This window comes from Streptomyces sp. NPDC023157, assembly GCF_055560575.1.
In genome coordinates this window covers 71,359-92,045 of the sequence record NZ_JBVHIL010000007.1, presented here as the reverse complement: position 1 = coordinate 92,045, position 20,687 = coordinate 71,359, and the positions used below count along the sequence as shown (strand labels likewise).

The window sequence follows — 20,687 nt, the reverse complement described above, 5'->3', positions numbered from 1 at the left end:
CGGACGTGGGGTGGTTCCGGCGAGGGCCCAGGCGGGACGGCGAGGACGCCCCCAGGGACCCGCAGTTCTCGTACTTCTCCGAGCGCGAGGCCGCCCTCTTCCGGGGCCGGGTCCGCGAGGCCTTCGCCGAACTCGGACTCGAAGTGACCGTGTACGCCGACGCCGTCACCGACGACTCCGGACGCCGCTTCGGCCTCGGCACCCTCGCCGCCGTCTGCCACCAGGACCCGCGCGGCACCCCCGTCTGGCCCGACCTCGTCCGCCGCCACGTCCGCCTCTGGGTGCGTGCCCTCGACGGCCCCTCCGCCCTCGACACCCTGCCGCCCGAGCAGATCCGCGCCCAGCTCTACCCCCGGGTGGTCAGCGACGAGGGCATCGACCCCGGCACCTTCGGCTACGCCCGCACGGTCGCCCCCGGCCTGTACGAGGTGCTCGCCCTCGACCTGCCGGAGAGCGTGATGACGCTCACCGACGACGCCCTCGAACGCCTCGGCGACCCCGCGCGGCTGCGCGAACGGGCCCTGCACAACCTGCGCGACCTGCCCGTCGAGGGCCACGAGACCGTCAAGGACGCCGACGGCATGCGCTTCGAGGTCATCCTCGGCGACTCCTTCTACACCGCCAGCCGCGTCCTCGACCTCGACGCCGTCGTCCGCCGCGTCACCGGCCGGCCGCTCGGCGCGGACGGCGCGCTCGTCGCACTGCCCTTCCGGCACCAGCTCGCCTTCCACCCCATCCGCGACACCAGCATCGTGCCCGCGCTCGGCGCGATGGCCTCCTTCGCAGCCTCCGGCTACGAGGACACACCGGGCGCGATCAGCCCGTACGTCTTCTGGTGGCGGGGCGGCACGCTCACCCAGCTCAGCGAGTACGCCGAGGAGGACGGGCAACTGCGCATCGTCGTCGGCGACGACTTCCAGGCCCTCCTGGAACGGCTCATCGTCCAGGGCCCGTGACGGGCGCCCCCGCACACCGCCCCGGCACACCCCTCCGCCCCGGCCGACCGGTCGCGCCCGCCGCCCGCGCGCGGCAGGATGCTGTACGTCGAGGAGGAGATCCCCCATGCCCGAGAGCACCGCACCCACCCCTTTCACCGCCGACGACTACCGCGCCAGGATGGCCCGCGCCGCCGACTCCGCAGCCGAGGCGGGACTCGCCGGCGTGCTCGTCGCCCCCGGCCCCGACCTGGTCTACCTGACCGGCTACCAGCCGACCGCGATCACCGAACGCCTCACCGTCCTCGTCATCGCCCCCGGCCAGGACCCCGTGCTCGTCGTCCCCACCCTGGAGGCCCCGGACGCGGAGAAGGCCGTCGGCGCCCCGGCGCTCACCCTGCGCGACTGGACCGACGGCAAGGACCCGTACGCGGTCACCGCGCCCCTGCTCGATGCCGAGGGGCGCTTCGGCGTCAGCGACAACGCCTGGGCCATGCACCTGCTCGGCCTCCAGCAGGCCCTGCCCACCACCTCGTACGTCTCCCTCACCGAGGCCCTGCCGATGCTGCGGGCCGTCAAGGACGAGCACGAGCTGGCGAGGATCGCCGCCGCCGGGGCCGCCGCCGACCAGGCGTACGGCGAGATCCTCAAGGTCCGCTTCGCCGGCCGCAAAGAGACCGAGGTGGCCGCCGACCTCGCCCGGCTGCTCATGGAGTTCGGGCACTCCCAGGTCGACTTCACCGTCGTCGGCTCCGGGCCCAACGGCGCCAACCCGCACCACGAGGCCGGCGACCGGACCATCGAACGCGGCGACATGGTCGTCCTCGACTTCGGCGGCCTCAAGCACGGCTACGGCTCCGACACCACCCGTACCGTGCACGTCGGCGAACCCACCGACGAGGAGCGGCGCGTCCACGACCTCGTACGGGAAGCCCAGCAGGCCGGGTTCGAGGCGGTGCGCTCCGGGATCGCCTGCCAGGACGTGGACCGCGCCGCCCGGCAGGTGATCGCGGACGCCGGCTACGGCGAGTACTTCATCCACCGCACCGGCCACGGCATCGGCGTCACCACCCACGAGCCGCCGTACATGATCGAGGGCGAGGAGCGTCCGGTCGTCCCCGGCATGTGCTTCTCCATCGAGCCGGGCGTCTACCTGCCGGGCCGCTTCGGCGTCCGCATCGAGGACATCGTCACCCTGACGGAGAACGGCACCGGCCACCGCTTCAACAACACGCCGAGGGAGATGGCGATCGTGGAGTGACACCTGCTTCGTAAGAGCAGCGCTCAACCGTAGAGCGGCGCTCAGCCGTCCGTCAGCACCACCGCCGACTCCGCCGGCAGCCTGAGCACGCCGTCCCGGCCGGGTGCCTCCGTCCGTTCCCAGGCGGCGAGGACCCGGTCGCGGCCGTTGGAGCCGAGGGGGATATCCGCCGGGTGCTTGCCGAGGTTGGCCGCCACGCGGATGTCGCCGCGGCGGAAGACCAGCCAGCGGGCCTCCTCGTCGAAGGCGACCTTCACGCCGGCCAGGTCGGGGTCGGTGAGGTCCGGCAGGGTGCGGCGCAGGGCGATCAGCTCGCGGTACCAGGCGAGCAGCCGCTTGTGCGGGTCGCGTTCGCGTTCGGTGCGGTCCAGGACCGAGCGGTCGCGGGTGGTGGGGTCCTGCGGGTCGGGCACGTCCTCCTCCGCCCAGCCGTGCGCGGCGAACTCCCGGCGCCGGCCGCGCCGGACCGCCTCCGCGAGTTCGGGGTCGGTGTGGTCGGTGAAGTACATCCAGGGGGTCAGCGCGCCCCACTCCTCGCCCATGAACAGCATCGGCACCGACGGGCCGGTCAGGACGAGGGTCGCCGCGCAGGCGAGCAGGCCGGGGGAGAGGGTGGCCGAAAGGCGGTCGCCGGTCGCCCGGTTGCCGACCTGGTCGTGGGTCTGGGAGTAGCCGAGGAAACGGTGCGCCGGGGTCCGCTCGCGGTCCACGGGGCGCCCGTGGTGGCGGCCCCGGAAGCCGGAGTAGGTGCCGTCGTGGAAGAAGACCCGGGTGAGGGTCTTGGCGAGCGCGCCCATCGGGGCGCGGGCGAAGTCCGCGTAGTAGCCCTGCGACTCGCCGGTGAGGGCGGTGTGCAGGGCGTGGTGGAAGTCGTCGTTCCACTGGGCGTGGACGCCGAGGCCGCCGGCCTGGCGCGGGGTGGTGGTGCGCGGGTCGCCCGCGTCGGACTCGGCGATCAGGAAGTGCTGCCGGCCCTGCTCCTTGGCCAGCTCGTCGACGGCCGCCGACAGCTCCTCCAGGAAGTGCAGCGCCCGGGTGTCGGCGAGCGCGTGCACCGCGTCGAGCCGCAGCCCGTCGATCCGGTAGTCCCGCAGCCAGGCGAGCGCGCTGCCCAGGAAGTACGCCCGGACCTCGTCGGAGCCGGGCGCGTCCAGGTTCACCGCGGCGCCCCACGGGGTGTGGTGGGTGTCGGTGAAGTACGGGCCGAAGGACGGCAGGTGGTTGCCGGACGGGCCCAGGTGGTTGTGCACCACGTCCAGGACCACGCCCAGGCCGAGACCGTGGGCCGTGTCCACGAAGCGCTTGAGCGCCTCGGGCCCGCCGTACGGCTCGTGGACCGCCCACGGTGCCACCCCGTCGTACCCCCAGCCGCGCACCCCGGGGAACGGGCACAGCGGCATCAGCTCCACATGGGTGATGCCGAGCCCCGCGAGCTCCCCGAGCCGCGCCGCCGCCGCGTCGAGGGTGCCCTCCGGGGTGAAGGTGCCGACATGCAGCTCGTACAGGACGCCGCTGCGCATCCGCAGCCGCGGGGCGGCGTTCCGCCAGGTGTACGCGTCGTGGTCGACGACGGCGGCGAGTCCGTCCGGCCCGTCGGGCAGGCGCCGGGCCCGGGGGTCGGGCAGCAGGGGGCCGCCGTCGAGGGAGTAGCCGTAGCGGTCGCCGTCGGCGGCGGGGGCGACGCCGGTCCACCAGCCCGGGCGCTCGGCGTCCCGCTCCAGCGGGTGACCGCCGCCGTTCAGTTCCAGCGTCACCCGGTCACGGGCGTGCGGCGCCCACACCTCGAACAGCACGGGACGGTCCCCTCGTCGACTGGTCAACGGCTACGGGACCATCCTGGCAGCCGGAGGCACGCCCCGCCCGGTGCATCGGCGATCTTGACGTCAGGGACGCGGCGGGGCGTCCCACACGTAGTTGACGGCCCGCTCGAAGTTCACGTAGCCCGCCCGGGCGAAGGACTTCGCCATGGGGACGTTGCCCAGGTCGGTGGCGGCCCGGATGTTCGGGACGTCCTGGGCGACGAGGACCCGGGTGCCCTCGGCGAGGATGTCGTCGATGTAGCCGTGGCCGCGGTGGGCGGGCAGGACACCGATGTACGCGATGATCGGGTGGTAGCTGTTGCGCGCGGGGACGACGAAGCCGACCGGCTCCCCGGTCCCCGGCAGCTCCGCGATCCGCCACCACTCCCGGGGCGTCGAGTAGTGCGCGAACTCCTCGTCGTAGTGCTGCTCGGCCGCCTCGCGCGGCGAGAGGCCGGAGGCCAGGTCGGCCTGGCCGTGAGCGTCGAGGGTGCCCTCCATGACCGGGGTCATCAGGCCGAGCAGGTCCTCGCGGTCCCGTACCGGACGGAACACCAGGCGCCCGCTCGGCTCCGGCACCGGCGAACCCGCCCGCCACTCCAGGCGCAGCCGCTCCACCAGCGGGCGGGCGCCCGAGGCGGTCAGCACGCCGAACAGGGTCTCCAGGGCCGCACGGGTCTCCGGGACCTCGCGCCAGTCCGCCGGCATGAACCGGATGAACTCGGGGCGGGCCGCGCCCGCCGGGACGACGGCGGCGGCCGCCGTCTCCAGGAGGCGCAGACCGATCTCGGCCGCCTCCCGCGCCGGCAGCGCCGGGTCCAGGTCGAAGAAGTCGAGCGCCTGCGGGTCGGTGCCCTCCCGTCCGGTCCACCAGGAGATCCGCCCCAGCAGCCGGTCGCCGCGCAGCGCCACCCACATCCAGTCGGGCCGGCGGCGGCCGGTGGCCAGGTCGTCGGCGAGCTCGTGGTCGAGCACGTAGTCGAGGCCCTGGAAGAGATCCAGCTCGTCAGGTCCGGCGAGCGGTCGAACGACAACAGTCATGTACGGGAGTCCCCCTGGTAGTACGAGTCGGCAGACCGTATCAGCGCAGGTGGGCAGGGCGCCTGCGAGATATCGGGGCCCTTCTGGACACCCCGGGGGCGTCCGTCCGACAATCACGGTGTGACGACACCCTTCGAGCTCCCGGCCAACCCGCCGGACGCCCCTCGGCTCACCGACGCCGAGCGGGAGCGCGCGCTCGCGGTGCTCCGTGAGGGCGCCGCGCAAGGGCGTCTGTCGCACGACACCTTCCTGTTCCGCATGGAGCGGGCGCTCGCCGCCCGCCGCTCCGACGAACTCGCCCTGCTCACCGCGGACCTGACGGCCCCGTCGCCCTGGACCCGGCGGGTGGTGGGCGCGGTGGAGAAGATGTCCGCGTTCACCGTGAGCATCCGCCGCGCCTGGCGGGCCGAGCGGCTCCCGAAGCTGCTCATGCCGCTCCCGGGCCCGCACCCGCTGCGGATCGGCCGCGACCCGGTGAACGGGCTGCGGCTCAGCCACGAGACGGTCTCCCGCCTGCACGCCGAACTGTCCCAGCAGGGCGGCCTGTGGGTGCTGCGCGACCTCGGCTCCACCAACGGCACCACGGTCAACGGGCGCCGGGTGACGGGAGCCGTCGTGGTGCGCGCCGGGGACATGGTGGGCTTCGGCCAGATGGTCTTCCGGCTCTCGCCGAACTGACGCGGAACTGGCGCCCCGACGCCTCCACCTGTCACCCGATCGGCGGTATACCTGCTGCGACCGGGTCTGCCCGGTGATGGGCTGGGGAGACGCGCGCCGCTGACCGACGAGGGGGCGAGATGAGCGACGAGCCGAACCACCCGCACACCCCGTGGCGAAACCACTGGGCCGCTCTGCCGACGATGACACCCGCCACACGCGGGGCCGCCGCCACGCCGAAGGACCACGCGGTCCGCCGGATCGCGCCCAGCCCCCTGGAGCCGGGCGCCACCCGCGACCCCTACCGCACCTACCGGGTGCTGCGGGAGGAGTTCCCGCTCACCCACGACCCGCTGCTGCGGGCCTGGGTGCTCAGCCGGTACGCGGACGTGGCGAGCGCCCTCACCGACGCCCGCTTCACCCACGGGCACCGGCCCGGCGACCCGCCGTGCGCGGAGACCCACACGGACATCGACGACGGCGAGCTGCGGGCCGTCGCCGAACGCACCGCGTTCGTCCTCGCCCACCGGATCGCCGCCCGCCCGCAGGCCGACCTGGTCGCCGACTTCTGCCACTGGCTGCCGGGCGGCACCGTGGCCGCCGCCGTCGGCGTGCCGTACCGGGACATGATGCGGCTGGTCCGCGGCCGGGCCGCGTCCTCGCTCGTCGGACAGTGCACGGGCCAGATCGCGGTACGGGAGAAGGCCCTGGCCGCCTTCCTCGCCGCCGTCCTCAGCGACCCCGACCAGGTCGCCGCGCTCCGGGACGCCCCCTCTGGCCTGGTCGCCCGCGCCTGGACGGAGTCGCTGCGCCGCGACCCCCCGGTCCAGATCGTCATGCGCCGCACCCGCGGCGAGGTGCGCGTCGGAGCGGGCGTCCTGCCCGCGGGCGCCCAGGTCGCCCTGCTGATCGGCGCCGCCGGCCGCGACCCGGAGCGCTTCCGCGACCCGGACCGCTTCGACCCGCTCCGCGACGACCCGGGCCAGCTCACCTACGGCAGCGGCCTGTGCCCCGCCGTCGACCTGGCGGCCCTGGAGGCCGAATACGCCCTCCGGGCCCTCTTCCAGGCCATGCCCCGCCTCCGCCTCGCGGACGGCTTCCGGCCGGAGTGGACGGGCGTGATCACCCGCTCCCCGCGGAGCCTGGTGGTCCGGCCAGGAGGCTGAGCCCGTCGGACCGCCCTAGGGCGCGACGACCCGCCGCGCCCGCCCCGACCACCACACCGAGCCGAGCAGCAGCACGCCCGGCAGGATTCCAGCGACCGTCGCGATGGCGGCGGCGGGCGCCCCGAGGGCCGCGAGGGCGAGGCCGCCCGTGCCGCAGGCCGTGAGGGCCGCGCCCAGGACGTGCAGCTCCGGGCGGCGCCAGGCCGCCGCGAGGCCGAAGAAGTGCACGCCGACCACGAAGGCGATCCATCCCACGGCGGCCTGCGGGGCGTGCAGCACCCGGCTGATCACGACGAGGCCGGCCGCGAGCCCGGCCACCTCGGCCGCCACCACGTACCAGTAGCGCCGCCCGAAGCCGGCGCCGCCCGTCGTCCGCTCCGTGCTCCCGGTCCCGCTGCCCCGCCCCCCGAACACGACCAGGGCGACGAAGGCGGCCGCGGCCAGCACGCGCAGCGGGGTGCCGATCCGGGTCGGCAGCGCTCCCGCGTTCGCCTGGACGAAGAACAGTCCGAAGGAGGCGCCGATGATCCGGCCGGTTCGATCCCTTGTCATGATCATCAGTATTACTCCGCCCGTACGAGCAGCCCCACCGGCCTCCCCTCGAACAGCTCGGCCAGCCTCAGCGGCTTCTCCGCCCCGCCCGTGAACTCCCGCCCCCCGTCCAGGAGGTCGAGCCAGCGGCCCTCCGGGAGGGCGAGGGACGAGTCGCGCCAGCCGCCCGTCTCGGCGAGGCGCAGCGAGAGCCGGGTGACGGCGGTCAGGACGTGGTCGGAGCGGGAGAAGGCCAGGCAGTGCGGGGCGGCCGGGCCCGTGGCGGACAGGGGCCGGTACGTGGAGAGGGGCCCGAAGAGGGCGGGGCGGGTGCGCCGCAGGCGGAGCGCGGCGCGGACCACAGCCGTCTTGTCGTCGTCCGGGCCCGGTGCGAACGGCGCCCGGTTGTCCGGGTCGACCAGGGCCCGGTACACGCGTTCGGTGCCCTGGTAGAGCTCCGGCACCCCCGGCATCGTGAGGTGGACCAGGGTCGCCCCGAGGATCTGCGCGCGGATGTGGGGTTCGAGGGCCAGGGCCGCCGGCGCCGCCGTGCGCAGCGGGATGCGGCCGGGCCCCGCCGCCACGAAGTCGGTGACGGCCCGCTCGTACGCCTCGTCCGGCTCGGTCCAGCTGGTGTGGAGCCCGGCCTCCCGTACCGACTTCAGGACCGCCGGGCCCAGCCGCGCCGCGTCCGGGGCGCCGAAGCCGAACGCGGTCTGCCAGGCCGTCCACGCCAGATGGGGGTCGGGCGCGGGCACGCCGGAGGTCTCCTCCAGGAACTCGGCCCAGCGCTCCGGGCATTGGGCGAGGACCGCGATCCCGGCCCGTACGTCCGCGCTGCGTTTGGTGTCGTGGGTGGTGAGGACCGTGCCCGTGCCCGGCCAGTCGCGCGCGATGCGGGCGCAGTACGCGTGGAACTCGTCCGGGTGCACCGCGGGGCGCCCCGGGTCGCCGCCGACCTCGTTGGCCGAGAGCAGCGGCGTGTAGCGGTAGAAGGCCGTGTCCTCCACCGACTTGGCCCGCAACGCCGAGGAGGTCTGCGCGAACCGGGCCCGGAACGCCCGGTGGTCGGGCCCGTCGCCACGCGTCCCCAGCGCCAGCTCCCGTACGGTGTCCACCGCCGTCGCCTCCTCCGGCACCGCGAACGCCGCCTTCGCGCCGCGCGCCGCCTCAGGGGTGAGCACCTGCTCGCCGCCGGTGCGGTAGGTCCGGTACACCGGCACCCGTACGAGGAGTTCGCGCACCGCCGTGTGCAGCGCCCAGGGCGCGTGGTCGCGCAGCTCCGGGTCGGCGGCGCAGATCCGGCCGGCGAGCCGGGCCAGCGCGGCCGTCTCCGCGGCCAGTTCATGGGTGACCACCTTGTACGCGGCGCGCCGGGCGGTCGCCTCCCAGTAGCCGCCCCGGTCGCCGGCCCGCCCGACGAACTCCCGGTAGACGTCGCCCAGTTCGTCCGAGCCGAGCGGGTCGGTGAACACCCCGTCCACGTGCCGCAGCGCGTCGTAGCCGGTGGTCCCGGCGACCGGCCAGGACGCGGGCAGCGGTTCGGGGCCGGTGAGGATCTTCTCCACGACCGTCCAGCACCGCCCGCCCGTCGCCGCGTCGAGCCGTTCCAGATACCCCTCCGGGTCGGCGAGCCCGTCCGGGTGGTCGATGCGCAGTCCTTCCACCACGCCGTCCGCGACCAGCTCCAGGACCTTCGCGTGGGTGGCCTCGAAGACCTCCGGGTCCTCGACGCGCAGCCCGATCAGATCGGAGATGGTGAAGAAACGACGGTAGTTGAGATCGGTGCGGGCCAGCCGCCACCAGGCGAGGCGGTACCACTGGGCGTCGAGCAGCGCGTCCAGCGGCAGCCCCTCGGTGCCCGGCCGCAGCGGGAACTCCTGGCCGTCCAGGGACAGTACGCCGTCCGCGACCCGCATCCGGTCCCGTACCTCCGGGAGCCGGGCGGGCAGCACCGGCAGCAGCATCCGCCCGCCGCCCGCCGCCCAGTCGATGTCGAACCAGCGGGCGTACGGCGAGTCCGGGCCGTCCCGGAGCACCGCCCGCAGGGCGTGGTTGTGGCGCGGCGCGGCCGCCATGTGGTTGGGCACCAGGTCGAGCACGAGCCCCAGGCCGTGCGCGCGGGCCGTCGCGGCGAGCGCCCGCAGCCCGGCCTCACCGCCCAGTTCGGCCCGTACGGCCCGGTGGTCGGTCACGTCGTAGCCGTGCGTCGAGCCGGGCACGGCCTCCAGGACCGGGGAGAGATGCAGGTGCGAGACCCCCAGACCGGCGAGGTACGGCACGGCGCGCTCGGCGGCGGCGAACGGGAAGTCCGGCTGGAGCTGGAGCCGGTAGGTGGCGCTGGGCAGCGTCCGCTCGGACGAGGGGGGTCCGGGCCGGGCCGGCGATGAGGACGTCATGCGAACGTACGTACCCGGCCCGGAGGCTTCTGTGTCATCGACGCATGCGCCCGTTCGTGTGCATCGCGTTACGTTCGCGTGATGCTCCGGATGTATCGCGACACGCTGTCCCTGCTCGGGCCGGCCCTGCCGGTCGTCTCCTTCCTGGGGCGGCTGCCGACCGCCATGTGCCAGCTCGGCAGCCTCCTCCTGGTCGCGGAGACCAGCGGCTCCCTGACCACGGCGGGTCTCGCGGGCGGCGCGCTCGCCGCCGGGCAGACCCTCGCCGGCCCGCTGATCGGACGGCTCGCCGACCGGCACGGCCAGCGGCCCGTGGTCCTGGCCGCCGCGCTCGCCAACGCGGTCGCCGTCACCGCCCTGGTGCTCGCCGCCCTCGACCGGGCCGGCACCGGCCTCCTCATGGTGCTCGGCGCCCTCGCCGGCGCGACCGTCCCGCAGATCGGCCCGCTCGCCCGGACCCGCTCGGTGAACCTGGCCCGCGCCGCCGGCGCCGACGACCGGGCGGTGGGCACCGTCCTCTCCTTCGAGGGCACTCTCGACGAGGTCTCCTTCGTCCTCGGCCCCGCCCTGGTGGGCCTGGCCGCCGCCGTCGCCCACCCGGCCGCCGCCCTGCTCACCGCCGCCGCGCTCCTCGCGGTCTGCGGCACCGCCTTCGCCCTGCACCCCACCGCCCGGCCGGCGACCGTCCGCGAGGCCACCCGTTCGAGTGCCGCCGAACGGACGCGGCTGCCCTCCGCCGCGTACGCCCTGCGGATCACGATGGTCCTCCAGGGCGCCATGTTCGGCGCCTCGCAGGCCGGCATCACCGCCCTCACCGAAGGCCTCGGCGCACCCGACCAGGCCGGGCTCGTCTACGCCGCGATGGGCGTGACGAGCGCCGCCGCCGGGTTCGCGATGGCCGCCGTGCCCGCCCGGATCGGACTGGGCACCCGCTGGCGCGCCGCGACCGCCGCCCTCGTCGTGCTCGCCGCGCCCCTGGTCCTCGTCGACACGCTCGGCGGGCTCTACGCGGGCGTCGTCGTCCTCGGCGTGGCGTACGCCCCGCACCTCATCACCGTCTTCGGCCTGACCGAGCGGATCGTGCCGCCCGCCCGGCTCGCCGAGTCCATGGCCTTCCTCACCAGCGGCATCGTCGGCGGCCAGGCCCTCGCGCTGGCCGCGGCGGCCCGGCTCGCCGACACGCACGGCGCCCCGGCCGCCTTCGGGGTGGCGGCCGGGGCGGCCGTGGCCTGCGCGGTCCTCTCCTGGACGGTCCGCCTCCGTACCGGCCAGGTCAGGCGGGCCGTCGCAGCACCGTCAGCGTGAGCGGGGCGAGCGTCACCCGCTCGCCCGCCGCCACCGTCGGGCCCACCTCGGGCGGCATGCCCTCCGGATGGGAGGTGTCCACCACGATCTTCCACGACTCGCCGTGACTGTCCGGCACCGCGAACTCCAGCTCCTGCGCCGAGGCGTTGAACATCAGCAGGAAGGAGTCGTCGGAGATCTGCTCGCCCTGCGGGCCCGGCTCCGAGATCGCGTTGCCGTTCAGGAAGACGGTCAGCGCCTGGGCGTGCGCCGCCTGCCAGTCCCGGGAGGTCATCTCCTCGCCCTCGGGCGTGAACCAGGCGATGTCGGTGAGCTCGTCGTGGGTGCCCTCCACCGGCCGCCCGTGGAAGAAGCGGCGGCGCCGGAACACCGGATGGTCCCGGCGCAGCCGCACCATCGCCCGGGTGAACTCCAGGAGCGTGGCCTCCGGTTCGCCGCCCGGCTTGGGCCAGCGCACCCAGGACACCTCGTTGTCCTGGCAGTAGGCGTTGTTGTTGCCGCCCTGGGTGCGCCCGAACTCGTCGCCGTGGCTGAGCATCGGCACGCCCTGCGACAGCATCAGCGTCGCCAGGAAGTTGCGTGTCTGGCGGGCCCGCAGCTCGCCGATCCCGATGTCGTCGGTGTCGCCCTCGGCGCCGCAGTTCCAGGAGCGGTTGTAGCTCTCGCCGTCCCGGTTGCCCTCGCCGTTCGCCTCGTTGTGCTTGTCGTTGTACGACACCAGGTCGCGCAGGGTGAAGCCGTCGTGGCAGGTGACGAAGTTGACCGAGGCGAGCGGGCGCCGCCCGTCGTCCTGGTAGAGGTCCGAGGAGCCGGTCAGCCGGGAGGCGAACTCGGCCAGCGTGCGCGGCTCGCCGCGCCACAGGTCCCGTACGCAGTCCCGGTACTTGCCGTTCCACTCGGCCCACTGCGGCGGGAAGTTGCCCACCTGGTAGCCGCCCTCGCCCAGGTCCCACGGCTCGGCGATCAGCTTCACCTGGCTGACCACCGGGTCCTGCTGCACCAGGTCGAAGAAGGACGAGAGTCGGTCCACCTCGTGGAACTGGCGGGCCAGGGTGGCCGCCAGGTCGAAGCGGAAGCCGTCCACGTGCATGTCCGTCACCCAGTACCGCAGACTGTCCATGATCATCTGGAGGACGTGCGGGGACCGCATCAGGAGCGAGTTCCCGGTGCCGGTGGTGTCCGTGTAGGTGCGCGGGTCGTTGCCCAGCCGGTAGTACGAGGGGTTGTCCAGGCCCCGGAACGAGAGCGTCGGGCCCAGGTGGTTGCCCTCGGCGGTGTGGTTGTAGACCACGTCGAGGATCACCTCGATGCCCGCCTTGTGCAGCGCCCGCACCGCCGACTTGAACTCCAGGACCTGCTGGCCCCGGTCGCCCCAGGAGGCGTAGGCGTTGTGCGGGGCGAAGAAGCCGATCGTGTTGTAGCCCCAGTAGTTCGACAGGCCCGCGTCCACCAGTCGGTGGTCGTTGACGAACTGGTGGACCGGCATCAACTCCAGGGCCGTGACGCCCAGTTCCTTCAGGTGTCCGATGATCGAGGGGTGCGCGAGCCCCGCGTAGGTGCCGCGCAGCTCCTCCGGCAGGTCCGGGTGGAGCATGGTCAGACCCTTCACATGGGCCTCGTAGATCACCGTGTGGTGGTACTCGGTGCGCGGCCGCCGGTCGTCGCCCCAGTCGAAGTACGGGTTGACCACGACCGAGGTCATCGTGTCCGGCGCCGAGTCCAGGTCGTTGCGCGCGTCCGGCCGCCCGAAGGGGTAGCCGTACACCGACTCGCCCCACCGCACCGCGCCCGAGACCGCACGCGCGTACGGGTCGAGCAGCAGCTTCGCCGCGTTGCAGCGCAGCCCGCGCTCCGGCGCGTACGGGCCGTGGACCCGGAAACCGTACCGCTGGCCGGGCATCACGCCCGGCAGATAGGCGTGCCGCACGAACGCGTCGGTCTCGCGCAGCTCCACCGCCGTCTCCGAGCCGTCGTCATGGAGCAGACACAGCTCGATCCGGTGCGCGGCCTCGGAGAAGACCGCGAAATTCGTGCCGGCGCCGTCGTAGGTGGCGCCCAGGGGGTATGCCTGACCCGGCCAGACCTGCATAGGCGAACTCTTCCCTCTCTGATCCGGGTACAAGGGGTGTACTTCGGCCAGATCCTGCCCGAAAGAGGGGCAACCTCCTAGGACTTCGGCCCGTCCTACCGGGTGACCACAGAGAAATAGGGGAAATCCTGCTTCAAGGGGGGAAGTGTGTACGAAATAGTGCGCCGTCACCTGGGGAAGGTGGTGGCCGGTACGGCCATGGCGGTGACGGGGACCGCCATAGCCGTCGCGGTCGCGGTGCCGGGCAGCGCGGGGGCCGACGACGCCCCGCCGGGCCGCACCGCGGCCCAGGGCTCGCGGGCGGCCGGCGGGAGCACGGGTGATCCCGGGCCCGCGCCGGGACCGGCGGCCCTCGCCTCGGCGCCGCCCGAGGGGGCCAAGGGCATCGGGACCGACCCGCTCACCGACGACGAGCTGAAACGGGCCGAGGCCCTGGCGCTGACCCCGCCGGGCGCCGCCGCCCAGAGGAACGTCGAGGGCGGCCGCGGACCGCAGCACCTCGCCACCGAGCTGGCCGACCCCCTGCCCGGCGAACAGTCCGGCGGCCCGCGCCGCGCCGAGGTCCGCTTCTACGACTACGGGCGCGACGAGCTCCTCACCCGCACCGTCAACCTCGACACCGGCAAGGTCGAGCACTCCGGCGCCCAGCGCGGGGTACAGCCCTCCGCCCACCCCGAGGAGCTGCGCGCGGCCCTCGGCCTGATCCTGGCGAGCCCGCTGGGCAAGGGCGTCAAGGAGGACTACAAGGACGCCACGGGCAAGGAGCTCACCTCCACCGACCAGCTCTGGTTCAACGGCGACCTCTACCGCACCTACCGCGAGGCGAAGGTCCCCGCACCGCTCGCCAAGTGCGGCGAGCACCGGTGCGTCCGGCTCGTCACCAAGGTCCTCAACGGCGCCTGGATCGACACCCGCAACCTGATCGTCGACCTCAGCGCCAGGACCGTCACGCGCGTCGGCTGACCACCGGCCCGCACCACCCCGCGTCGGCCGACCACCGGCCGGGGAGACCACCCGCACACCCGTACCGAGGGAGTACGCACCCATGTCCGTACCGCGACTTCGGCGTGCCCGCAGGCGGGGCGCCGTCCTCGCCGCCGGCGCCCTGCTCGGCAGCACCGTCGCCACCACGACCGCGGCCACCCCCGTGGCCGCCGCACCCGCGCCGCCGCGCCCCGACTGCTCCGCCGCCTACCGCATCGAGCAGAAGCTGGACGGCGGCACCGTCTGGCGCATGTGCTGGCGCTACGACACCGACTCCGGGCTCGTCCTGGACAAGGTCACCTACCAGCCGCCCGGCGAGCCCGCCCCGATCCGGGTCCTCAACAGCGCCAAGCTGGCCCAGATCCACGTCCCGTACGACGACGGCAACGCCGAGTACGACGACCTCACCGGCGCCGGCTTCGGCTGGGGCCTGCAGAACCTGAAGCCCGGCGAGTGTCCCGGCGGCACCATCACCTCGGTGAAGGTCCCCGAGGTCGGCAAGGTCAACGGACTGTGCACCACCACCCGGGCCCGCGGCCACGCCTACCGGATGGCCGCCGACGAGGGCGGCAAAGTCTGGCAGGCACAGGGCAAGGACCTGCTCGTCTACACCGTCAACAAGGTCGGCTGGTACGAGTACATCACCGAGTGGCGGTTCTCCTCCGACGGGATGATAGGCGCCAACGTCGGCGCCACCGGCAGCCTCTCGCCCGTCGACTACAACGCCACCGACGGACGCGGCTGGCCCATCGGCAAGGGCGCCCGCGACTACGCCACCAGCCACGCCCACAACGTCTTCTGGAAGCTGGACTTCGGCCTGGACGGCAGCTCCAAGGGCCGGATCGAGCAGTACGACTCCAAGGTCACCCCGCCAGCCCGGGACGGCAGCCCGACCGTGAAGACCACCCGCACCCCGGTCACCAAGGAGCTCGCCGGCGACGCGAAGAACATGCGCTGGTGGCGGGTGGTGAGCGCCACCGGCAAGAACAAGGACGGCCACGCCCGCTCGTACGAGATCGTGCCCGGCCACACCAACAGCTACGCCGGCCGCCCGTTCACCCAGCACGACGTCTACTTCACCCAGGCGCGGGCCTGCGAGCAGTTCGCCAGCAACAACATCCTCAACTGCGGCCCGAACGCCCCGGACAGCGTGGACAAGTGGGTCAACGGGGAGACCCTGACCAACCCGGCGGTGTGGGTCAACATCGGTTTCCACCACATCGCCCGGGACGAGGACCAGCAGCCGATGCCGGTCCACTGGCAGGGATTCCAGCTCGCCCCCCGGGACGTAACCGCTATGAATCCGCTCACTCCGGCTGATCTCGCCGGCCAGAACGGGGCCCCGGTTCCGCGCAGTTGAGCAACGACCCGGGCGATCCCGCACATCGCCTCCCGCTCCCGGAGTACCCTTCCTTGATCGTTGTCAGTGCGGGTGTCGGGAGCAGAAGGCGGTGCGCGGGTGAGCTCGGGAGGTCTGGAGCTGCCCCCAGGGGACGCGGGTCACGAGTCGGATCCCGCGGACCCGGCGGACGCGCCGCCCGGCGCGGTCTCCGTCGCCCGCCCGGTGGAGATCGGGGCCGAGCTCGACTGGGGCGCGGAGGCGTGGAGCGAGGTGCGCACCCGGGCCCAGCGGGCCGGCCGCGCCTACATCTGGCTCAACCTCGTCGAGCAGCGGCTGCGGGCCGTCGTCGCGGCGGTGCTGCGGCCGGTGTACGAGCCGGTGCACGGCGAGGAGTGGGTGGTGGCCGCGGCCGGGCCGGCCGGCCAGGAGTGGGTCCAGCGGGCGGTGGCCGTCCGTGAGGTCTCGCGGCGCAAGGGCTATCTGCTCGACCCGGCCGACGACAACGTGCTCAGCTTCCTCACCCTCCCGCAGCTGCGGGAGCTGATGGTGCAGCACTGGCCGTGCTTCGAGCCCTACTTCGACGACCGGCGCGAGGTCGAACTGGCCCTGGACGAGCTGGAGGTGACCCGTAACGTCGTCTCCCGCAACCGGGCCCTGTCGCTGACCGTGCTCGCCCAGTCCGAGCGGGCCTCCGCCCGGCTCCTGGAGATCCTCGGGAGCGGGGCGGGGGTACCCTCCGCCGACCGGCTGCCGGTCGACGCCGTCGAGGACCTGGTCGGCGACCGGTACGCCGACGTCGTCTCCGTCCACCCGGACCGGGTCAGGCTCCAGCGGCAGCTGCCCGCCGAGGACCTGTTCGGCGGGGCCCGGCGGCTCGACGCCACCGGCATAGGCCTGAACCTGCTCGTGCAGAACTTCTCCGGGCGCCGGATGATCCGGCTCGCCGAGTCCGGCTGCCGGATCCGGCTGCTCTTCCTCAACCCGGCCAGCAGTGCGGTCAAGCGGCGCGAGCGGGAACTCGGCCTCAAGAAGGGCGAGCTGAGCCGCGCGGTGGAGATGAACATCCTCCACATGCGCCGGGTCCGCTCCAAGCTGCGCGATCCCGGCGCCTTCCAGATCCACGTCTTCGACGAGACCCCGCGGTTCACCGCCTACCTGGTCGACGGGGACGGCCCGGACGGGCTCGCCGTCATCCAGTCGTACCTGCGCAAGGCGCGCGGCATGGAGGCCCCCGTGCTGGTGCTGCGCGGCGGCGGGCGGAACGTGGTGCGCGCCGGACACGGCCCCGACCGTGACGCGGACCACGGACTTTTCGCGACATACCGGGAGGAATTCGAGTCCGTGTGGCTCGATTCCCGACCCGTCTCCTGACCCCCGCGGCCGCTTTCCGGCCGCCCCCCGGCCGGATTGTCAGTGGCGCGTGCGAGGGTGTGCAGCACCACGGGGGAGATCACGTAAGGAGGACCCGATGGCTTGGCACGCGGAACCGCTGGTCGGCTTCGACCTGGAGACCACCGGCACCGAACCGCTCGAGGCCCGGATCGTCACGGCCTCGGTCGTCGGCGTCCACGGCGGCCGGGTGGTCCGCCGGCACGACTGGCTCGCCGACCCCGGCATCCGCATCCCGGAGCAGGCCTCCGCGATCCACGGCATCAGCAGCGAGCGGGCCGCGGCCGAGGGCCGGCCGGTGCGCGAGGTCGCCGACGAGGTCGCCGACACGCTCACGGGGTACTGGCGGGAGGGCGTCCCGGTCGTCGCCTACAACGCCTCGTTCGACCTGACCCTGCTCTCCGCCGAGCTGCGCCGGCACGGACTGCCCTCGCTCAGCGAGCGCCTGGGCACCCCCGCCCCCTCCATAGGCCCCGTCATCGACCCGTACACCATCGACCGGGCCGTCGACCGCTACCGGCGCGGCAAGCGCACCCTCGAAGCGGTCTGCACCGAGTACGGGGTGGTGCTCACCAGCGCCCACCAGGCCGCCGCCGACGCGCTCGCCGCGGTGGAGGTGGCCGTCGCGATAGCCGAACGGCACGCGTCCGTCGCCGCCCTCGCCCCGGCCGAGCTGCACGAACGTCAGATCGACTGGTACCGGGAGTGGGCCGAGGACTTCCAGTCCTTCCTGCGCCGCAAGGGCAGCGCCGACGCGGTCGTCGACCCGGTCTGGCCGCTGCGCACCCCGGCGCCGGTCGTGGGCTAGGGCCTAGCCGGGGCGCGCCGGGCAGAGCGGTCAGACGGAGCGGGCCGGGTCCGTCCGCCGGAGCATCGCGAGACGGCTGGCCGTGCGGTCCAGGTCGCGGGTGAGGGCCTGGCCGGCGGGGAGCGCGGCCAAAGGGTCGGCGCCGATGAGGACCAGTCGGATGTCCCGGTCGCAGGCCACGTCGACGAGGTTCGCGAACCGCTGCCGTCCGTCCGCCGAGGCCTCGGTCAGCGCGGGCACCCCGTCGAGGACCAGGGTGGGGAAGCGTTCGGCGAGGGCCAGGTAGTCGGGCACGCCCGTCGCCGCCTCGCACAGGGCGTCGAAGGCGAACCAGACGAGCTCGCCGCGCACCGCGCGGGCCGGCAGCTCCCGCAGGTGGGCGTGGACGGCGGTGGCCTCCGCGGGCTCCGGGGCGGGGAGGCCGAGCGCTTCCAGGCCGGTGTCGCCCGGGGGCAGGCACAGGCCCGTCGCGAACCGGCGGCCACCGTCGCCCGTCTCGGGCGCCGCGACCCGGCGGAAGTCCACCGGCCCCGTGACGTCCAGGACGTCCATCCGCTCCTCGATGAGCCGGATGGTCGGCTCGAACAGGTGGTGGTAGAGCGGGTCCGGCATCAGCCCGGCGGGCGGGTAGTTCGAGGTGGTGACCAGCGTGATCCGCCGGTCGAGCAGGGTACGGAAGAGGCGGGCGATCAGCATCGCGTCGCCCGCGTCGTGGGCGTGGAACTCGTCGAAGACCAGGACCCGGCTGTCGCCGATCAGCTCGTCGAGGGCGCTGTCGACGGCGCTCTGCCCGTCGTGCCGGGCGCCCGGACCGGCCACCCCGTCGTGCAGCCGGCGGAAGAAGTCGTGGAAGTGCAGCCGGCGCTTGCGCCCGGTCGGCAGCCCCTCGTAGAAGGTGTCCACCAGCCAGGACTTCCCCCGGCCCACCGGGCCCCAGACGTACAGGTCGCGCGGCGGCCTGGGGAAGGTCCAGGCCGGCCGGGCGAGTTCGCCCGCCAACCGGGCCAGCCGCTCGACGGCGGCCTCCTGCGCGGGGGCGACGGAGAAGCCGCGTCGTGCCGCCGCCTCGTGGAAGTGACGGCGCATGGCCTGGGCGTGCTGGGGCACCTGTCTGTTCATCCGTTCGTACGCGGGGGCTCGGCGGGGCGGCGGGGCGTGCCCCTAGCCGTTCTCCTTGAGGAAGGAGAGCAGCAGCTCGTTGACAGTCTCCGGCTGGTCCAGCTGGAGCCAGTGGCCCGCGTCCTCCACCCGCTCGTAGCGCCAGGACCCGGCGACGTACGCGGCCGTGCCCGTCATCTGCGCCTCGGTGAGAAAACGGTCGCCGGTGGACCAGACGCCCATCACGGGGACCTGCGCCGGCAGCGGCGGCAGCGGCAGCGCCGGGGCGAACTGGACCTCGGCCGGCACGCCCGAGCGGTAGATGTTCAGCGCCGCCGTCAGCGCGCCCGGCGCCCGCAGCGGCTCCAGCACGGCCTCCGCGTCGGGGTGCTCGCCCAGCATGTCGCGCAGGTGGGCGAAGTCGTCGTGGGACAGCCAGTTCTCTGCGAGCTCCGGCAGCTGGAACAGCAGCATGTACCAGGAGCGCTGCCGCTGCTCCCAGCCCGCGCCCCGGATGGCCCCGAAGTGGCCGACGGACAGGATGGCCAGACTCCGCACCAGCTCCGGCCGGACCTGGGCGAGGCCCTGCACGATGCCCGAGCCCCAGTCGTGGCCGACCACGTGCGCCCGGTCGATCTCCAGGCGCCCCAGCAGCTCCACCAGGTTCGCCGCCGACGCCGCCGGGGAGTAGGCCTCCGGGCCGCCCTCCGGCCGGTCCGAGGCGCCGAAGCCCCGCAGGGTCGGCGCGATCGTCCGGTATCCGGCGGCGTTCAGCGCGGACACCTGGTGCCGCCACAGATGGTGGGAGTCCGGGAAGCCGTGCACCAGCAGCACGGCCGGACCCTCGCCGCTCACCTCGACGTCCAGCGTGACGTCCGAAAGCTCCACCCGCATGACAACACCCCGTTCCCGGCAGCCGGTTCGACAGGGATTCATGATGTCAGGTCGGCCGCCGCAGGACCGGCGCAGGGCTGTCGTACCCCTTTCAGAACGGGTACCAGCGCACCTCGGGGTCGCCGTCCCGCAGCGAGGCGACCCGCCGCTCGAACTCGGCGAGCGCCTTCGGGTTGGCCGGCGCGTGCTGCGCGACCCAGGCGCAGCTCGCGGTCTCCCGCGCCCCGCGCAGTACCGCGCAGCCCTCCCAGGCGCGCACGTCCCAGCCGTACGCCTCGGTGAAGGCGTCGTACGCGGCCGGGTCGAGGCCGTAGCGGTCGCGGGAGAGGGCCAGCACCACCAGGTCGTGCTCGCGCAGATCGGAGGAGAAGGTCTCCAGGTCCACGAGGACCGGCCCCTCGGGCCCGACGTGGACGTTGCGGGGGAGCGCGTCGCCGTGGATCGGGCCGGGCGTCAGCCGCGGGGTGAGGGCGGCGGCCGCCGGGGCGAAGGCGTCGCGGCGCTCGCGCAGGAACGCCGCGTCGGCCGGGTCGATCGCGTCGCCCGCCAGCCGCAGCCAGCGCTCCACCCCGCCGAGCAGCTCCCGGCGCGGCAGCGTGAACGCGGCGGGCTCGGGCAGCGCGTGCACCAGCCGGAGCAGCGGCGCCAGATCCCGGGGCTCGGTGGGCCGGACCGCCTCGGGCAGCCGCTGCCACAGGGTGACCGGGTGCCCCTCCGCGACCCGCGGCGCGGGCTCCGCCGCCCGTACCGCCGGCACACCGGCCTCCGCGAGCCAGCCGGCCAGCGCCAGCTCCCGCTCGGCGCGCGGCAGCAGCTCGGCGTCCCGGCCGACCTTGACCACCAGCTCGCCGAGGGCGAAGACCGCGTTCTCGCCCAGCGCGAGCAGCGCCGCGTCGGCCGCCCGCAGTCCGGCGGCGGCCAGGATCTCCCGTGCCCGCGCCTCGTCCATCGTTCTCTCCCCACAGCCGTCGCGTTTCCGCCAAAGTCTC

Annotated in this window: 17 protein-coding genes; 9 read left to right on the top strand and 8 right to left on the bottom strand. The window is 74.0% G+C overall.

Annotated elements, in window-relative coordinates:
• The first annotated feature begins 5 nt into the window (after positions 1–5).
• On the top strand, positions 6–956 hold the full coding sequence (locus ACZ3ZE_RS25130; protein ID WP_361177029.1) for a DUF1444 domain-containing protein: 951 nt from the start codon (positions 6–8) through the stop codon (positions 954–956).
• A gap of 106 nt (positions 957–1,062) precedes the next feature.
• Complete coding sequence (locus ACZ3ZE_RS25125) at positions 1,063–2,196, top strand: aminopeptidase P family protein (protein WP_361177031.1); 1,134 nt, start codon at positions 1,063–1,065, stop codon at positions 2,194–2,196.
• 41 nt (positions 2,197–2,237) lie between these two features.
• Here the strand turns inward: ACZ3ZE_RS25125 and treZ are convergent, their stop codons facing one another.
• Together treZ and ACZ3ZE_RS25115 are read right to left on the bottom strand one after the other, a co-directional pair.
• Positions 2,238–3,989 (bottom strand): malto-oligosyltrehalose trehalohydrolase, encoded by a 1,752-nt coding sequence (gene treZ / locus ACZ3ZE_RS25120; protein WP_467260782.1) that lies wholly within the window; start codon positions 3,987–3,989, stop codon positions 2,238–2,240.
• Between the two features lie 90 nt (positions 3,990–4,079).
• Positions 4,080–5,036: a GNAT family N-acetyltransferase gene (locus ACZ3ZE_RS25115; RefSeq protein WP_361177036.1), complete on the bottom strand. Its 957-nt coding sequence runs from the start codon at positions 5,034–5,036 to the stop codon at positions 4,080–4,082.
• Between the two features lie 120 nt (positions 5,037–5,156).
• Here ACZ3ZE_RS25115 and ACZ3ZE_RS25110 point away from each other — a divergent pair, with 120 nt between their 5' ends.
• Entirely contained in the window at positions 5,157–5,714 is a 558-nt protein-coding gene (locus ACZ3ZE_RS25110) for a DUF1707 and FHA domain-containing protein (RefSeq protein WP_361628933.1), read from the top strand.
• Positions 5,715–5,833: 119 nt separating this feature from the next.
• Complete coding sequence (locus tag ACZ3ZE_RS25105; protein WP_442305644.1) at positions 5,834–6,859, top strand: cytochrome P450; 1,026 nt, start codon at positions 5,834–5,836, stop codon at positions 6,857–6,859.
• A 15-nt stretch (positions 6,860–6,874) separates the two neighbouring features.
• On the opposite strand, the gene ACZ3ZE_RS25100 is transcribed toward ACZ3ZE_RS25105, so the two are convergent.
• Together ACZ3ZE_RS25100 and treY are read right to left on the bottom strand one after the other, a co-directional pair.
• On the bottom strand, positions 6,875–7,411 hold the full coding sequence (locus ACZ3ZE_RS25100; RefSeq protein ID WP_467260780.1) for a hypothetical protein: 537 nt from the start codon (positions 7,409–7,411) through the stop codon (positions 6,875–6,877).
• 11 nt (positions 7,412–7,422) lie between these two features.
• On the bottom strand, positions 7,423–9,789 hold the full coding sequence (gene treY, locus ACZ3ZE_RS25095) for a malto-oligosyltrehalose synthase (protein WP_361177044.1): 2,367 nt from the start codon (positions 9,787–9,789) through the stop codon (positions 7,423–7,425).
• Positions 9,790–9,879: 90 nt separating this feature from the next.
• Here treY and ACZ3ZE_RS25090 point away from each other — a divergent pair, with 90 nt between their 5' ends.
• Positions 9,880–11,094, top strand: coding sequence for an MFS transporter (locus ACZ3ZE_RS25090; protein WP_361628972.1), 1,215 nt, complete (start codon positions 9,880–9,882; stop codon positions 11,092–11,094).
• Here ACZ3ZE_RS25090 and glgX read toward each other — a convergent pair.
• On the bottom strand, positions 11,063–13,183 hold the full coding sequence (glgX, locus tag ACZ3ZE_RS25085) for a glycogen debranching protein GlgX (protein WP_467260779.1): 2,121 nt from the start codon (positions 13,181–13,183) through the stop codon (positions 11,063–11,065). The two genes, ACZ3ZE_RS25090 and glgX, sit on opposite strands and share 32 nt — an antisense overlap.
• Before the next feature lie 147 nt (positions 13,184–13,330).
• On the opposite strand from glgX, the gene ACZ3ZE_RS25080 reads away from it, so the two are divergent.
• The 4 genes from ACZ3ZE_RS25080 to ACZ3ZE_RS25065 all read left to right on the top strand — a co-directional run bounded on the left by ACZ3ZE_RS25080 (position 13,331) and on the right by ACZ3ZE_RS25065 (position 17,706).
• A complete protein-coding gene (locus ACZ3ZE_RS25080) occupies positions 13,331–14,146 on the top strand; it encodes a Tat pathway signal sequence domain protein (protein WP_361177048.1) in 816 nt (271 codons plus the stop codon).
• Positions 14,147–14,228: 82 nt separating this feature from the next.
• Entirely contained in the window at positions 14,229–15,527 is a 1,299-nt protein-coding gene (locus ACZ3ZE_RS25075) for a copper amine oxidase (protein WP_361628945.1), read from the top strand.
• A 99-nt stretch (positions 15,528–15,626) separates the two neighbouring features.
• Entirely contained in the window at positions 15,627–16,880 is a 1,254-nt protein-coding gene (locus ACZ3ZE_RS25070; RefSeq protein WP_361177052.1) for an SAV2148 family HEPN domain-containing protein, read from the top strand.
• A gap of 97 nt (positions 16,881–16,977) precedes the next feature.
• Positions 16,978–17,706: an exonuclease domain-containing protein gene (locus ACZ3ZE_RS25065; protein WP_361177054.1), complete on the top strand. Its 729-nt coding sequence runs from the start codon at positions 16,978–16,980 to the stop codon at positions 17,704–17,706.
• Positions 17,707–17,736: 30 nt separating this feature from the next.
• Here the strand turns inward: ACZ3ZE_RS25065 and zapE are convergent, their stop codons facing one another.
• From zapE to ACZ3ZE_RS25050, 3 genes are all read right to left on the bottom strand, one after another.
• Entirely contained in the window at positions 17,737–18,813 is a 1,077-nt protein-coding gene (gene zapE / locus ACZ3ZE_RS25060; RefSeq protein WP_363293093.1) for a cell division protein ZapE, read from the bottom strand.
• Between the two features lie 54 nt (positions 18,814–18,867).
• Entirely contained in the window at positions 18,868–19,698 is an 831-nt protein-coding gene (locus tag ACZ3ZE_RS25055) for an alpha/beta fold hydrolase (protein ID WP_467260777.1), read from the bottom strand.
• 91 nt (positions 19,699–19,789) lie between these two features.
• On the bottom strand, positions 19,790–20,647 hold the full coding sequence (locus tag ACZ3ZE_RS25050; RefSeq protein ID WP_467260775.1) for a phosphotransferase: 858 nt from the start codon (positions 20,645–20,647) through the stop codon (positions 19,790–19,792).
• Between the last annotated feature and the right edge of the window lie 40 nt (positions 20,648–20,687).